The sequence below is a fragment of the Streptomyces griseomycini genome (assembly GCF_014203535.1).
Lineage (GTDB): Bacteria > Actinomycetota > Actinomycetes > Streptomycetales > Streptomycetaceae > Streptomyces > Streptomyces griseomycini.
On record NZ_JACHJI010000021.1, the window covers coordinates 79,130 to 93,874 of the forward strand.

General features: G+C 71.3%; 12 protein-coding genes. 9 read left to right on the forward strand and 3 right to left on the reverse strand.

Annotation, left to right across the window (positions count from 1 at the left end; translation table 11 throughout):
• The first annotated feature begins 1 nt into the window (after position 1).
• From FHS37_RS35090 to FHS37_RS35110, 5 genes are all read left to right on the forward strand, one after another.
• Complete coding sequence (locus FHS37_RS35090; RefSeq protein ID WP_184828783.1) at positions 2–1,531, forward strand: SCO6880 family protein; 1,530 nt, start codon at positions 2–4, stop codon at positions 1,529–1,531.
• Positions 1,531–3,084 (forward strand): putative type IV secretion/conjugal transfer ATPase, encoded by a 1,554-nt coding sequence (locus FHS37_RS35095; RefSeq protein ID WP_184828785.1) that lies wholly within the window; start codon positions 1,531–1,533, stop codon positions 3,082–3,084. Before FHS37_RS35090 ends, FHS37_RS35095 begins: the two co-directional genes overlap by 1 nt.
• 2 nt (positions 3,085–3,086) lie before the next feature.
• Positions 3,087–4,817, forward strand: coding sequence for a type IV secretory system conjugative DNA transfer family protein (locus FHS37_RS35100; protein WP_184828787.1), 1,731 nt, complete (start codon positions 3,087–3,089; stop codon positions 4,815–4,817).
• Between the two features lie 88 nt (positions 4,818–4,905).
• On the forward strand, positions 4,906–5,328 hold the full coding sequence (locus tag FHS37_RS35105; RefSeq protein WP_229890180.1) for a hypothetical protein: 423 nt from the start codon (positions 4,906–4,908) through the stop codon (positions 5,326–5,328).
• 189 nt (positions 5,329–5,517) lie between these two features.
• On the forward strand, positions 5,518–6,066 hold the full coding sequence (locus tag FHS37_RS35110; protein WP_184828790.1) for an NUDIX hydrolase: 549 nt from the start codon (positions 5,518–5,520) through the stop codon (positions 6,064–6,066).
• Positions 6,067–6,090: 24 nt separating this feature from the next.
• On the opposite strand, the gene FHS37_RS35115 is transcribed toward FHS37_RS35110, so the two are convergent.
• Positions 6,091–6,645, reverse strand: a complete 555-nt coding sequence (locus FHS37_RS35115) for a hypothetical protein (RefSeq protein WP_184828792.1) — start codon at positions 6,643–6,645, stop codon at positions 6,091–6,093.
• A 37-nt stretch (positions 6,646–6,682) separates the two neighbouring features.
• Here FHS37_RS35115 and FHS37_RS35120 point away from each other — a divergent pair, with 37 nt between their 5' ends.
• Both FHS37_RS35120 and FHS37_RS38995 read left to right on the forward strand, forming a co-directional pair.
• Positions 6,683–9,523 carry a hypothetical protein gene (locus FHS37_RS35120; protein WP_184828794.1) on the forward strand — a complete coding sequence of 947 codons (2,841 nt, stop codon included), beginning with the start codon at positions 6,683–6,685 and terminating at the stop codon, positions 9,521–9,523.
• A 178-nt stretch (positions 9,524–9,701) separates the two neighbouring features.
• The gene (locus tag FHS37_RS38995; protein WP_268254610.1) at positions 9,702–9,890 is read left to right on the forward strand and encodes a DUF6207 family protein; all 189 of its coding nucleotides are present in this window, start codon (positions 9,702–9,704) and stop codon (positions 9,888–9,890) included.
• Between the two features lie 691 nt (positions 9,891–10,581).
• On the opposite strand, the gene FHS37_RS35125 is transcribed toward FHS37_RS38995, so the two are convergent.
• Positions 10,582–10,998 carry a hypothetical protein gene (locus FHS37_RS35125; protein ID WP_184828796.1) on the reverse strand — a complete coding sequence of 139 codons (417 nt, stop codon included), beginning with the start codon at positions 10,996–10,998 and terminating at the stop codon, positions 10,582–10,584.
• Positions 10,999–11,279: 281 nt separating this feature from the next.
• Positions 11,280–12,038 carry a DUF6928 family protein gene (locus tag FHS37_RS35130; protein ID WP_184828798.1) on the reverse strand — a complete coding sequence of 253 codons (759 nt, stop codon included), beginning with the start codon at positions 12,036–12,038 and terminating at the stop codon, positions 11,280–11,282.
• Between the two features lie 380 nt (positions 12,039–12,418).
• Between FHS37_RS35130 and FHS37_RS35135 the strand changes: the two genes are divergently transcribed.
• Positions 12,419–12,841, forward strand: coding sequence for a hypothetical protein (locus FHS37_RS35135; RefSeq protein ID WP_184828800.1), 423 nt, complete (start codon positions 12,419–12,421; stop codon positions 12,839–12,841).
• Positions 12,838–14,412, forward strand: coding sequence for a hypothetical protein (locus FHS37_RS35140; protein ID WP_184828802.1), 1,575 nt, complete (start codon positions 12,838–12,840; stop codon positions 14,410–14,412). Before FHS37_RS35135 ends, FHS37_RS35140 begins: the two co-directional genes overlap by 4 nt.
• Positions 14,413–14,745: the final 333 nt, after the last annotated feature.

Genomic DNA, 14,745 nt, shown 5'->3' on the forward strand with positions numbered 1-14,745 from the left:
CATGTCCAGCTCCACACCCGTCACCTACGGCGGATGGCAGTCCGAGCGAAGCGGTTTCATGGGGCGGCTCTCCGGTGTCGGCTTCGCCCTGGTCGTGGGCGGGTGCGTGCTGCTGCTCACGCCGATCAACCTGGGCAGCTGGACGGCCGCGTTCGTGTGCGTGCCGCCGGCCGCCGTGCTGTTCGCGCTCGCCTTCGGGCGAGTGCTGGGCCTGAGCGCCGATGAATGGATCCTTCTCGCAGTAAGGCATCAGATCAACGTGGCCACCAGGCGCAACATCTTCCAGTCCGGGGCGTTCGCCCCCCGCTCGAAGACGACCGGGCGGCAGCCGATGGACCTGCCCGGGGTGCTGGCCCGGCTCCGCTTCCTGGAGGCCCCCGACGGCCTCGGGGGCACCCTGGGCGTCTCCCACGATCCGGTCGCCCACACCTACACCGCCGTCGCCCGGATCACCTTCCCCGGCCTGGCCCTCATCGACAGCGACCGGCAGACCGCCCGGGTCGCGGCCTGGGCGGGCTTCCTGCGCGGTTTCTGCACCGAGGACTCGCCGATCGTCCGGATCGCCGTGCACCAGCGGTGCCTGCCCGACGACGGCGCCGCGCTGCGTTCCTGGACCGACCGGCACCTCGCGGCGGACGCCCCCAAGGAGGCCGTCGCCGCGCTCACGGAACTGATGGAAGGCGCCGGCCCGGCCGCCACGACCCGCGAGACCTACCTGTCGGTCACTCTGTCCGCGCCCAAGGCCCGACTGGCGATCAAGGGCGCCGGTGGCGGGCAGGTCGGCGCGGCCGCGGTCCTCGTGCGCGAGCTGCACGCGATGCACAGCGCCCTGTCCTCGGCGAGCCTGCAGGTCGTCGAGTGGCTCGCCCCGCGCGCCCTGGCCCAGGTGGTGCGCACCGCGTACGACCCGGAGGCGCAGCTGATGCTCGCCACCCGCAACGCCGCCGCCCAGGCGCCGGACTGGCAGGGCCTGGAGCCCGGCGTGGCCCCCGAGCTGGCGGGCCCGGCGCACGCCGAGACCGACTGGGGCACCTACCGCCACGATGGCGCGTGGACCGTCTCCTACCAGGTCCGCACCTGGCCGCAGGCGGACGTGTACGCCACCTTCCTGCAGCCGCTGCTCCGGCCCCGGCAGAACGCCCGCCGCAGCCTGAGCATCGTCTACGAGCCGATCGGGCCGCGCCGGGCCCGTCAGGACCTCGCCCGCGAGAAGGCCAAGCGGGAATCCGCCCGCAAACTGCGTGCCAAGACAGGCCAGGACGAGTCCGCCGACGAACTGCTCGAAGCCCAGAAGGCCAGGGCGCAGGACGTCGCCCGGGCCTCCGGCCAGGGCGTGGTGCGGCTGACCGCGGTGCTCGCCGTCACCGTCACCGACCTGGGCGAGCTGGAGACCGCCTGCGCCGAGCTGCAGGCGGACGCGGCCGCCTCCGGACTGGAGCTGCGTCGCATGTGGGGCGCCCAGGACGTCGGCTTCGCGGCCGCCGCGCTGCCGTTGGGTCAGGGGCTGCCGGATCGGAGGATCGGATTCTGATGCCGCTGCTGTTCAAGCGCCGCGACGTCGGCGACACCCTGCTGAAGGAATCCGCGTTCGGCGAGGCCACCGGCCTGGAACAGCGGCCCGTGGAGACGCCGCCGGCGCCGAGTGCCCGCGACCAGCGCCGCGCGAGGCTGCTGGAGGACCCCGAGACGGTCATGCGGGTCGCTCCGAAGAAGGGCTGGGCACAGCCGTACGCGGGGCGTGCCGCCTCACTGCCCCGCGTCGAGGTCGTCCGCGCCGACACCGCCAACGCCGCGGGCGCCTATCCGTTCCTGCACGCCGCCTCCCTCCCGCCCGTGGGCGCGTACATCGGGCAGAACACCCTGACCACCGAGGCGTTCAGCGCGCACCCGGCGGTGTGGGTGAAGGAGGGGCTGTGCACCAACCCCAACGTGATGATCACCGGCATCCCGGGCAGCGGGAAGAGCGCGCACATCAAGGCGCTGTGCTTCAGGCTGATGGCGTTCGGCCACCGGACCCTCATCGCGGGCGACGTGAAGGGCGAGTACGCCGCTTTGTGCCGCCACCTGGGGGTGGAACCGGTCCGGCTCGGCCCCGGCCTGCCCGGCCGCGTCAACCCGCTGGACGCCGGACCGCTCGGCCAGGGCCTGGACCAGATCAAGGACCCGGGCGAGCTGAACAACCGGCTCAGGGAGATCCACCGCAGGCGGCTGACCCTGCTCAAGGCCCTGCTGGAACTGCAGCTGCGGCGCACCCTGCTGCCGCAGGAGGAGGAGGCCCTCGACGTCGCCGTGCGCGAGGTCACCGGCGAACTGCACGGGCAGACCCGGCTGGAGACACCCACGTTGCCGCTCGTCTACGACAGGCTGCGCGACCCCACGGACGCCATGGCCGCGGAGCTGCGCGTGCGCGACGGCGAGGTGCAGCGGGCGCGCGAGCAGATGGAATCCATCCGCTCCGCCCTCGGCGCCATGGTCAACGGCCACGTCGCCGGGCTCTTCGACGACCAGACCAGCATCGGCCTGGACTGGGACGCCCCGATCCAGAGCGTCGACATCTCCGCCCTCGAGCAGTACGGCGACGAGACCGTGGCCATGGTCCTCACCTGCGTCTCGTCCTGGGCGCAGGCCGCCATCGACCGGCCCGGCAGCCGGCCGTGGATCGTGGTGCGCGACGAGCTGTGGCGGCAGATGCGCTCCGGCGGGGCCTCCCAGGTCAAGAAGATCGACGCCGACCTCCGGCTGAGCCGCGCGACCGGCACCATCCAGGTCCTCGCCACCCACCGCCTGAGCGACTTCGAGGGCGTCGGTGCCGCCGGATCCGAAGCCGTCAGCATCGCCAAGGACCTCATCAGTTCGTGCGAGACCCGCATCCAGCTCGCCCAGGACACCCGTCCACTGGCCATCACCCGTGAGGCGATCGGCCTGACCGACGCCGAGTGCGACCTGATCGGCTCCTGGGGCGCGGGTCAGCGCGGCCGTGCCCTGTGGAAGGTCGGCCGCGGCGGAGGCTCGCACGCCGTGCAGCTGGTGCTCTCCCACACCGAGGAACAGCTCTTCGAGACCGACGAGAAGATGGTGATCTAGCCGTGGCGGACAAGCCCGCAGGCGCCGGGCTCGACGACAACACGCTCCTCGCGGCGTACGGTGCGGGCCTCGCCGTCGCTCTCGGCGGGGCGGTGCTGCTGGCCGGGCCGCTGGCCGCACTGCTCTCCGGGCGCGGCTGGGCGCACTCCACCGCGAGCCTGCCGGAAACCGTGCTGCGCGCCGTCGTCAGCGGGCCCGGCTCGGTCTTCGCGCCGGCCCCGCCCGGCTGGCTGTTCTACCTGCTGGTCGTAGTGCTGCTGCTGACCTTCTTCCTGTTGCTGCTCAAGGCCGTCACCAAGCTGAACTTCGGCGCCCACACCGGCGGTGCGCAATGGGGCGGCGCGAAGGTGGAACGCAGACTCAAGGCCCCGCAGGACCCCGTCCGGCGGGCCAACCGCATCACCGCCGGCCGCGGCATGCACACGGGCAAGATCGTGGCTGCCCAGCCCAACATCTCGGCGACCGTGTTCGGAGTGCCCGGCAGCAGCAAGACCACCGGCCTGGTCCTGCCCAATGCCGCCGAATGGCAGGGCCCCCTGGTGGTGACCACCACCAAGGCCGCCGACCTCGACATCATCTACGCCCGCCGCCGTGCGCTGGGTCCGGTCTGGGTGATCGCTCCCGCGGGCATCCCGGGGCGGGAGACCAACAAGTGGTCACCGGTGGAGTACTGCACCGACGCCAAGGCCGCCGACCGCATGGCCGCCTGGATGGCCGAGTCGTCGGCGTCCGGGGACAGCAAGCGGGCCGCGCCCTGGATCGACCAGGCCAAGAACGTCCTCAAGGGCGTGCTGCTCGCCGCGAACCTCTCCGGCGGCGGCATCAACGCCATGCGCCGCTGGCTCTCCCTGGGCAAGGACGCCGTCGACCACGTCCGCTCCGTGCTCCAGCAGCACGGCTACACCGAGGTCGCCGACGACTACGCCTCTCCCTGGCTGCGCCTGCACGAGGACGGCGTCGGCTCCATCCAGTTCAGCCTCAACGTCCTGGCTCGCGTCTACGCCGACGAGGAGGTCCGCGAGACCTGCGCCGGCACCGACTTCACCGTCGAGGACCTGCTGACCAGGAACGGCACCGTGTGCCTGATCGCCTCAGAGGCCGACGCCGAGCGTTTCGCCCCGCTGCTGACCTCGATCATCGCCTCGATCATCCACGGCGCCGAGGTCGCCTACAACGCCACCGGCAAGCCCCTCGACCCCGCACTCGGCGTGCTGGTCGACGAGGCGGGCAACATGCTGCGCTACCCCCGTCTGCCCAACATCCTCACCACCGGCCGCGGCATGGGCATCGTCGTCCTGACGGTGTGGCACGACCTGTCCCAGCTGCGCGACCGGCTCGGCGTGCAGAAGGCCAACACCGTGCTGTCCGCGAGCGGTCTGCGCATGCTGCTGCCCGGATGCGGCGACCTGGAGACCCTGCGGTACTTCTCCGGCCTGTACGGCCGCACCGAGACCCTGCGCACCTCGCACGGCCGCTCCCGCGGCGAGCTCTCCTCCACCACCTCGCCCACCGAGACCGATCTGGCGCCGGTCCACTCCCTGCAGCAGCTGAAGGAGTTCACCGCGATCGCGCAGTACTCCAACCAGCCCCCCATCAAGGTGAGGATGCGGCTGACCTTCCGCGACCGCGACCTCAAGCGGCTGCTGGCGGCACCCCGGCCGGCCGCCGGGAACGGTCCGGTGAGCCCGGACAGGACAGTGGCGTCCGCGGTGGAAGAGGCGGGCCATGGCTGATTTCCTGGACGATCCGGCGTCCCTGTGGCCCGTCGTGCCACCGGCTCAGAACGCAGCGCCTGAACCACGTCGCTGGGTGTGGTCGGCCATGCCGCCGTCCGAACGTCGCGCCCGGCTGCGCGAACTGCGCACGTGGGTGGAGTGGCTGCGCCACACCGCCGAGCTCCACAACGAGATCCCGCCCTGCTGGTACCGGCACCGCTGGGTACGGGAGATGCTCACCGCCCTTTACCTGGGCTGGCTGCGCACCTACGAAGGTGAGAAGACGCCGGGGCGCGAGCTCGCCGAGGCCGAGTGGATCAACACGCTGCACGCGTTCAAGCCGCACATGAAGCTCCCCGCCTGCGTCGGCGGCCACCAGGAACCTCCCCTGCCCCCGCCGCCGGACCCGCGGGCCGACGAGGAGTGGGAGCTGTACCTGGCCACCTCCGCCGACACCACCGACCCGGCACGGCACCCGGCCGAGGCGGAGGTACGGCGGATGGCCGCCGAACTGGACCCGCCGCTGTAGCGGGGCGTGTGCCCGTCGGCCGGTGACCGGATGCAGCGGGGACGGGCGCGGGGAGAGGACGCTGTGTGTCGAGCGATTATCTGGAAGACCCAGACGGAACGGTCGCGGTGCGCAGCCCGGCTGTGGGATCCCCTGCCGCGGCGGGGGAGTGCGTGGCCGTCCGTCACCTCGGACGAGAGCAGGTATGACATGCGGTGGACGGTTCATGGTGAGCACACGCTTCACGACACTGCCTGGGTGCGGTTGCGCTCGCTCGACGTGGAGCAGCCGGACGGTGCCCGGACCGACTACCACGTCGTACGGCTGCGGGACCTCGCCGTCACGGCGGCCGTGGACGACCGGCAGCGCGTGCTGATGATGTGGCGCCACCGCTTCGTCACGGACACCTGGGCCTGGGAGCTGCCCATGGGCCTGGTCGAGGACGGCGAGACGCCGGAGACCGCCGCCGCCCGGGAACTGGAGGAGGAGACCGGATGGCGCCCGGGATCGATGCGGGAGCTGATCTACGCGCAGCCGGCGGCGGGGATCACCGACTCCCAGCACTTCGTGTTCCGCGCGGACGGGGCGCGGCGCGTCGCCGAACCCACCGAACGCAACGAGTCGGACCGGCTGGAGTGGATACCCCTGAGCGAGGTCCACGGCATGATCGCCCGCCGGGAGATCGTCAGCAGCGCGACGCTCGTCGGCGTGATGGCGCTTCTGCTGGACAGGGAGACCGGTCCTGCGGGGCAGGGCTAGCCGGTCCGCCCTCCCCGGAGGGTCTCAGCCCTGCGGCGGGCTGAAGCGGTCGATGCCGGCGAGGATCCTCCGCTTCAGCTCCAGCGCGGCGGTGATCTCCTTGCGCGTGAACCGCGTCGGGTCCTGCTCGTACATCTCGCGTCCCCGCTCCGAGGTGAACCGGTCCTCCGGGATCCGGTCGGCGCCTTCGGGCAGGAACTTGGCGACCTCCTCCAACGCGGCGATCGCATACGCCGCGGCCGGACGGACCTCACGATGCTGGGCGAGCGGCGTGTTGAGCAGCCGCAGCCCCGACTCGGTCGACAGCCGGTCGCTGATCCACAAGAACTCGCCCGGATCAATGATCCGCGACGACTCAGGACCGCCGAACGCGGGAGGCGCGGGCGGCAGGCCCTCGGACATCGTGAACTCGAACGAGCGGGTACGGCCGCACTGCGGACAGACGCCCTCGTACACGCTGACCAGGACCCCGTCCCGGTCCTCCAAGCGGTGCTGCCGCTCGAACCCTGCCGCGCCGCACACACAGACGTGCAGATCCATGTATGCGTGCGCTTCCTGCGCCGAACGAGCGATCAACATGTCATGATCATAAGGGAATCAAGACGGCAAACGGGGGATGTCAGTGGACCTGAGCATCGACGAGATACGGCTGCTCGCCGAGGCCGAGACCGCCCTTCCCGCAGTGGTGCAGGAGCTGTACTCCGACCAGCTCCGCGGAGGCTCCCTCCACGAGCAGGACGGGCGGCGCTTCTTCGTCCTGAGCGACCCCGCCGGCAAACGCATCGAACTGCGCCTGGACACCGCGGCCCTGCCGCAACCGCTGGTGGCGCGCACCTTCACCAACACGACGACCGACCGGTACGTCATCCAGCTCGCCGACACCCTCCAGCCCGCCCAGGTCGCACAGGTGCTGTCCCGCGAGGTGGGAGAGCTGCTCTCCGTACGGGACCGGGCCGCGGCCGGCGGGCGTGTGCCGCTGGAGAATCTTCTGGCCCCCGGTGCCCTGCTGCCCGCGAATCTCGAGCTGTCCGATGCGGACCTGGGCCGTGTGGGCGAGCTCAACTACCTGGCAACCAGGATGAATGATGCCGATCTGGCCGCTGCCGAGCGAATAGAGGCCCGCAACCGCTTCTCGGAGCTCCTGGACGACTCCCGGCTGAGACCACAGACTCCGACAGACGACACGGACCGAGCAGCCCTGGACCAGTACGCCGCCGACCTCCGTTTGAGCATCATCCGCCCGCACCTACGGTCCGAGGCGCGTGCCGCGATGGCGGAGCTCGCCGTACATGTCGAGCAACTGAACGAAGCTGACGCACGGGCGCTGACCGAGGCCCGGACGGCACGCGCCACTCGGACGCAGGCTCCTCCGGCCCTGGGGGAGTTCCCCATGCCGGGGCTGCGGCCGGACGGTACGCCGGTACCGCGCGACGAGCTGGAGCAAGCCGCCGCTGCGGCTGCCCGGGAACGGACCGTCCTCAGCAGCCGGACGCTCGACGAGATGCGGGCGGAGCAGGCCGCGCTGCCCGAGGGCCGGTACCCCTCGTACGAGATCATGATCGGTGGCGGCGCCGCTCTCGCCGGACGCGACCCGAACGTACTGCTGGTGGACGCCCGTGGACGCTGGCACGTGGACCCGATCGAGGCCATCGTCCAGTCCGCCGATCAGGTGAGGCACTTGCGGCAGAGCGGCATGGGCGACCCCTACCAGTTCGCCGATCCGCAACAGCGGGTGCCGCTTCCCGCACTCCAGCTCTGGGAAGACACCGCCGCGGCCCGCGGCCCGCTCGTCGACGGGCGGGCGGAGCTGAGCATCAGTGCCGAAGGCCGCCTGATCGCCGAGATCACACCGGCCGACGGCTCCCCGCCGGTCAAGGTCGAGGTCCAGGGCTCCCCGCTGATCGCCACCGGCATCCCGCCCGAGATCATCCCTGGGGCCAGTCGGCAGGTGCCCACCGTGCCGGAGGCGATCGATGCCCTCGCGGAGCGCCTCGCCACAGCGGGCACCCCCGAGGCTGCCGATGCCCGTGATCGGCTTCTCGCACTGTCCGGGAGCGAGGGAAGTGCCTCGGCGGCCCTGGACCTGCTGGCCCGTCCTCAGATCGCCGCCGCCTTACCGGCATCGGACGACACCCGGGTGACGGCGGCCACGGAGACGCTGCGGGCGACCGCGGCATGGGAACAGGCCCGTGCTCTCGCGCCCGGCCGCGTCCTCATGGGCGACGAAGTCGGAGACGGCGACTACGACCCCTCCGTCGCCGACGACTGGGTGATCGCCGGTGTCGGCGGCGCCGCCATCGCCAACGCCGAGATCATCCTGCAGGCCAACCCGGACGCCCGCGTCTTCATGGTCGGCAAGGACGCGCCTTTCGTCCTCCACAACGACGCCCAGTACACGGCGATGCGCCGCAAGCACGACGCCGAGTACGGCGGCGACGGCCGGCTTGTGACCTTCTCGGGCCGCTACCTCGGCGCGGTCGGCACGGTGGCCGCACCCGACGGCCGGGTCCGCCTCGCGGCCCTCGACAGCACGGGCCGTCCGCTCGGCATCGAGGGGGACGCCTACGTCGCGTGCCTCGGCCGTGTTCCCCGCCTGCCTCAGGCCCTCGCTCCCCTCGAGTCCTGGGCCCGGTCATCAGGTGGCCGGCTCCGGGGAGAGCTGCTCTTCGACAAGGACCGCCAGTACCTCGGCTACAGCCTGGAGATCACGGTGAACGGACAACGGCACACGGTCGACGTGACCGGTGCCGCGTCCCGCATGCTCCCCGGCGACGTCTTCGGCCGTGACGACATGGCCCGCCTCGCCGTTCTCGACGGCAAGACGGCCCCGCCGGAGAGCGGGAACGTTTCCGCCGGCTTCATGGCCACGGCCCTGCAAGGCTCCCAACTCGCAAGGCACCGGGCGGCACAGCGCGGTTCCGCCACTCCGGCCACAACGGGAGCCGACACCGCGCGGCAGCCCGCCCCGGTCCGGCCTTCCACCATCGAATCCAGCCTGGCGCTGCTGAGCGACGACGACCTGGCCCAACACCAGTGCGGACTCGCGAACGCGGCACAAGCCGCATCCGAACGCGCGGCATCCGCCGCCTCGACCGCCCGGACACTGGCCGAGCGGTACGAACACGACGGCGGCGAGACGGTCACCCGGCTCATCGCCACCGGCGCGGCACCGGACCTGATAGAACGGGCCAGAACCGCGGCCGCCGAGGACGTCGCTCACGCCCACAGAGAGGCCCAGGCCGCGAAAGAGCAGCTGAACAACATCAACAGCCGTATTCAGCAGGCGACCCGGGAAGCCGAGCGCCGCGCCGGCCTGACCCCGCAACAACGGCAGGCCGAACAGGCCGCCCGCCGGCAGCACGCGGCACCACAGCCGACCCGCACCCCCCAGGCGCCCCTGCCCGCGCCGAAGATCACCGGCCCGGAAGGGCCGTCCCGCGGCGGGGCCTCGGTCTAGAAGCGGATCCGCTGGTGGTACCGGAGGGCAGGCGGGTCGTGTCCACGATGTGGTGCAGAGGATCAGGACTTCGCGTTCCGGTACGAGGCCCACGACGGCCTCTGCGGAGGAACAGCCCGCGACGTCCTTCGCCGCCCGTACACGACCCCGGGCCGCGCCCCCTCGTCCGTGTGGTTTTGTGATCCGCCGGTCATCGCCTGGCCTGGCCGTGGTCAACGTGGCTGCGGCCGACGACGAGACTGCCATCGCCTTCCACGCGGCCCTGGCCGAGCGGTGGGCGACGACGTCTGTGGAGCGCACCATCCGGGATGCCGGCCAGCCGGGGTACGGCTGTGCCGTACCCCGGCATGCTGATGGCGATCCTTGAAAACGGCTCTGTCCGCAGTTCCGTGATTCCCCAGGTCAGCGGCGGGAACGTGGGATCGTTTCAGCAGGGTGTTTCCTTCCGTGGCGAGCAAGACGGCCGAGGATGTGCTGTTTCCCGGGGGCGATGTGCGAGTGGAGCGCGTCAGCGACTCCTCCGATGCCCTGCTGGTGGAGGCGGTGCCCACTGTTCCTTCGGACCAGTGCCCGGACTGCTGGAAGTGGGCCGGACGCGTTCACAGCACCTACCAACGGAGCCCGGCGAGCGGCCATTGGGCTCCCGTCGGGTCGTGGTACGGCTTCGGGTGCGCCGGTACTTCTGCGACCGCAGGAGCTGTTCGTGCCGGACATTCGTCGAGCAGGTCGGCGGACTGACCGAACGGCACCGCCGCTCCGGCATCGGGCTGACGGGCTGGCTGCGGTTGATCGCGGTCGAGTTGGGCAGCCGCCCGGCCGCCCAGGTCAGCGCCCGCCACCCCCAAATGGCCGCAGCTTTGCAGGCTGATGGTTCAGGTGGTGGCTTACGCACCGGCTGTCGCGACTTCTCCGGTCGACGACTGACAGCGTGGCTGAGGCCGGTGGGGGTACCGCGAGGCACACGCGCGCCAAGTCGGTCGACGCACCCGCCCGTCGTGGCTGACTGTCGTCGGCTGAGGCGCCAACCGGGCCACGTCGACTGGCGCTACGACCGAGCCTCAGTCCTCACCCACCTGAAGCAGGACCACCGTGAAGTGAGCGTTGGTCCCCGCAACGAGGCCGTCGAAGGTGAAACGGGTAACCGGGTCCCATGCCCGCACTCGGGCTGAGAGGTCGCTGACGTTCGTGTACCAGACGGACTCTCGACCCAGCAGATGTACGACCCGGTCCGCTGCCCTGCGGGCATGGCTACGGTCGCGGCGTGGCGTGCCTGGGAACACGAGGTCATCGGCCGCCAGGCAGGTCAAGAGCTCGACAGCGTGCTCGGTGTCGATCTGCGAAAGCGCGTCCGCTGTCTCTGCCAGTGAGTCAGGGCCGACTGCGCCATCTGCAGCGTAGTGTCCCCAGGCCTGCTCGGCCTCAGCGATCACTTGGCAGACGAGCTCCGGAACGGATCCGCCGGCCATGTCGGACACACGGCCGAAGACACCCTTGCCCCGCGACAGTGAGCCCACCAAGCCGCGCAGCTCTGCTCCTACGTCCGTCCACTTCGGCATTCTCTATCCAGTCGGTGCTCTCGCAGGCAGCGGCTGTACCAGTGTCGTGCGGATCGGCGGTGAGTGTCCAACTGCGTGACAACGCCGACGAGCAGCAGTGGACGAGCGCGGACGTCCGCGGACCATTGCCGCAGGGGAGAGCCACACCAGCCCAAGGCAATGCCTCCACCCAAGTTGCTTCGGGACGAAGAGGTCGTGAGTCAAAGGCCGTCGCGCTCGACCAGTGAGCCGTCGGGGCTCAGTGTGTAGAAGCGCGGCGGGTCCATGATCTCCCAGGTGCTGCGCGACTCCGCTTTCCGCTCGGCGAGGCCGGGTCCGTGCGGGTCTCGCACGTGGAATCCGTACAGCTCGATGGCGTCCGCGTCGATGTCGTCGGGCTCGGGACGGCCCTCCTGGATGAACCCGCAGAGCGCCCGCAGTGCGTCCTCGCCCAGTTCCAGGGGGTGGAAGGGCAGGGCGTACGGCTCTTCCTCCTCGCCGGGCCAGGGGATGATGTCAGCCGGGCGGTCGCCGGCCCAGTAGGGCAGTTCGAAGGGAAGCGGTTCGCCGATGTTCTCGATGATGCCGCTGTCCGGCGACAGGCTCAGGGAACGGACGAGGCGCCCGTCCTCCCACACGGCGAACGCCAGCCAGTCGACGACGCTGTGCATGGCGTGCAGGACGAGCCGTCGGCCGGCGCTCGCCGCCACGAGGTGTTCCGGAAGCTCGGAGGGGGCGTCGATCATCACTTCCTGGTCACCGATGACCTCCACGCCCGGCCAGCTCGCTGCGCACGCCGTCCCCTCCGGCGGGTACACGCCGTCCCCGAGGTTCGTGCCCTTGCACTGCTCGATCTCCCGGCCCGGGTAGAGCCGCCGCATCATGGTGACCGTCCGGCCGAGGTCCGCTGCCCCCACGCGCCGCAGCAACCCCGGCACGTCGCCGTCCGCGTACACCAGCAGTCCCGTCTTGGCTCCCAAAGCCCCTCCCCGGAGCGTTACGCCTGATAGTGGGCGCACCCTAGCCGCGCGCACTGACAAGCCGGCTCAACCTGTCTGCCCGGCTGGGCCGCATCTGGGACGTCCGATCACTCCCGGGGTGTCCTGGTCGGTGGTCTGCACCACGTCGGTGCGGATGCCTTTGCTGCCGCTGGAGCAGGACGATCACCCGAGAGGGCGAGGTGGGACGCGCTTCGCTGCCCGTAGACGACCCCGAGCCGCGCCCCCTCGTCCGTGTGGTTTTGTGATCCGCCGGTCATCCACAGCCCGCGGTCGTCGTTGGTTCGCAGTGGGACCCTCGCGGAAAGCCGCGGTCACCGCACCGGCGGTGCGCGGCGAGGCCGACAGGAGGAAGCACAGCGATGACGCAGCCGACCATCACCGCCCTCGACACCGCCCTGGACGCCGACCAGGCCGACACCGTGCTCTCCGCAGCCTGGGACGCGTTCGACGTCGCAGGCCGGCTGGCGGACGCCCTGGCCTTCGACGAGGGCAGCGACGAGATCCAGGCCACGCTCGTCGGCATCAAGTGCACGGAAGGCCGCCGTCTGCTGCCGCTGCCCGAGAACGACCGGCCCCGGGAGACTCCGACTCCGTGCTCCGGCCGGGCCGGGCTCGAGCCGTACGGGGCGCTGCTGCGCCACGCCAGCGGGGCGCTGCGCAGGCTGGCTTCCGTACCGGAATACGCGGACGACGCGGAGCAGCTCAGCCTCGTGGCCGACCACGCGGCAGCCGCCGCGGCCCTCCTCATGACCGTCCGGCAGGACGGTGACGGTGCTTCATGACCGTAACGCTCGGAGAGCTCTACGACGTCGTTCACGACCGCCTCGAACGGGTCACCTCTGTGAGGCTGCCCGGAGACGATCCCTTCGCGCACGCCCTCGCGCTCAGGCAGGTCGACACACTGGTCAAGCACGTGCACCTCCTGCTGCGCCAGCCGGGTGACCGTATCGACGCCACAGCCGACGACACCTTCCGCCACCTGCACCATGCCCGGCGGGCACTTGACGGCGCAGCCCGCTGGCTGCCGCCGATCGCCCCGGACAGCGCGGCGAATGACGGCCCTCTCGGCTCGGCGGTGGAGGCCAGCGGGGCAGTCATCGACCTGATCCGCGGTCATCGTGACGGCACCGGCGCCCCGGTCACCCCGTATGCGCTCGCTTTCACCACCCGCTCCGCACAGGCGTACCACCTGCGCCACGCCTCCAGGATTCTCCACTCCGCGAGCCGGATCGTGCACGCCGTGAGCCAGACGCTCGACAACTGGAACGCTTCGGTCAGGCTGCAGACCGCTCACGCCTCTCTGCAGTACGCGTCGGTTCAGGCTCGGCATGCCGGCGCCGACGCGGATCCGGCGCTGGCGGCCTTTCCGCAGGCCCTGCCGCTCACCCCGGTCCCCGCCCTCTCCACCGATCCGCTCACCCGGGCCACCGACCGGATCCGGGACGACTGCGAGCAGCTGTCCCGCGCCGCCTACGAGACGCTCCACGGCCGTTCCGCCCGGCCCCTCAGCGGATCCGACCTGCAGCTGATCATCCGGTGGCGGTCCCTGGGCACCATGCTCGCCGGGCGGCTCCTGGTGCAGGCCGCCGCCGAAGCACCGAACGAGGCGGGCACCTCGCTCAGAAGCTGCGCGGACCGCTTCCGAAGCGCCGCTCACGCGTGGAGGAACGTCCGGGAGCGCTGGGACCGCGTCGTCGACGTGGACGATCCCCGGATCCGTCCTCGGCTCCCTCGGCCTAGCTACGAGATGGTGCACCGAGGCCAGATTTTCCGTATGCCGCAGGGAACGGTCCCGCATCCGGCCGTCGAGATCGCGCGCGCGACAGCCCTGCGCGCGGGACGGCTGCTGTTCGGCGGCGACTGGGACCCCGACTCCGGGAACGGCCCGCCCCGGACAAGGTCCGCACCGGACATCGTCGCCGACTCGGGAGGCATCGCCGAACTGGCCCAGACCGCATACCGCCTCACCGCCACCGACTGGCGGATCGCGGTGGCCGCGCCCCGGGCCGTGATGGCCATCGAGCACCGTCTGCTCACCGACATCCCCGAACACCGCCCAGCCGACCACCCCTACCGCTTCTACCCGCTCCACGGCCATCAGCTCGAGCGCATCCGCACCTCGTTCCAACAGGTCTGCGCCGCTCAGCAGGCCGCAGCGCAGAGCCTGCTGGCCGCCGCTCCCGACATCGGCATGGACACCAGCCGCGCCGTCCTCGACGCGACGGCCCACCGGCACATCACCGCCCAGACCTGGGCCCCGGTCCCTGCCCCGAACCCCGTCGCTCGGGGCGCGATCGCGCGGGGGGCCGCCGCGCCTCAGCCAGCCACGCCTGGGAGAGGCGCCCGTGCATGAGCCGAAGACCGCACCGACCCCTTGCGGAGGGCAACGGCCCCCGCCCCCTGGTACAGCTCTGCCGCTCCGCCCGGCCGCACGACGATCACTGGTACGCCGGCCGAGCGCGCCTCCAGGACGGTGTCCACGGCCCCACCCCCTGACGTGCCGTAAGCAGGGCGGAGAACTGGTAACGGAGCGGAAGCCACCGCGCCGGTCCCCGCCCCTGCTGAGAAGGCGTGAGAAGACCGGTGGGCCAGGCGCCTACTGGTCGGGGTGGACGGCCTGGACGCCGGTCCCCGCGTACGCCTTGGGCGTCAGGGTGAGCAGGAAGCGCCCGGTGGGGAAGGCGGG

Bases quoted from the DNA above. Each gene is read 5' to 3' on its own strand.
- FHS37_RS35140 (WP_184828802.1), top strand. From the start codon at position 12,838: ATGACCGTAACGCTCGGAGAGCTCTACGACGTCGTTCACGACCGCCTC.
- FHS37_RS35090 (WP_184828783.1), top strand. From the start codon at position 2: ATGTCCAGCTCCACACCCGTCACCTACGGCGGATGGCAGTCCGAGCGA.
- FHS37_RS35105 (WP_229890180.1), top strand. From the start codon at position 4,906: ATGCCGCCGTCCGAACGTCGCGCCCGGCTGCGCGAACTGCGCACGTGG.
- FHS37_RS35135 (WP_184828800.1), top strand. From the start codon at position 12,419: ATGACGCAGCCGACCATCACCGCCCTCGACACCGCCCTGGACGCCGAC.
- FHS37_RS35120 (WP_184828794.1), top strand. From the start codon at position 6,683: ATGTCAGTGGACCTGAGCATCGACGAGATACGGCTGCTCGCCGAGGCC.
- FHS37_RS35095 (WP_184828785.1), top strand. From the start codon at position 1,531: ATGCCGCTGCTGTTCAAGCGCCGCGACGTCGGCGACACCCTGCTGAAG.
- FHS37_RS35115 (WP_184828792.1), bottom strand. From the start codon at position 6,645: ATGTTGATCGCTCGTTCGGCGCAGGAAGCGCACGCATACATGGATCTG.
- FHS37_RS35110 (WP_184828790.1), top strand. From the start codon at position 5,518: ATGCGGTGGACGGTTCATGGTGAGCACACGCTTCACGACACTGCCTGG.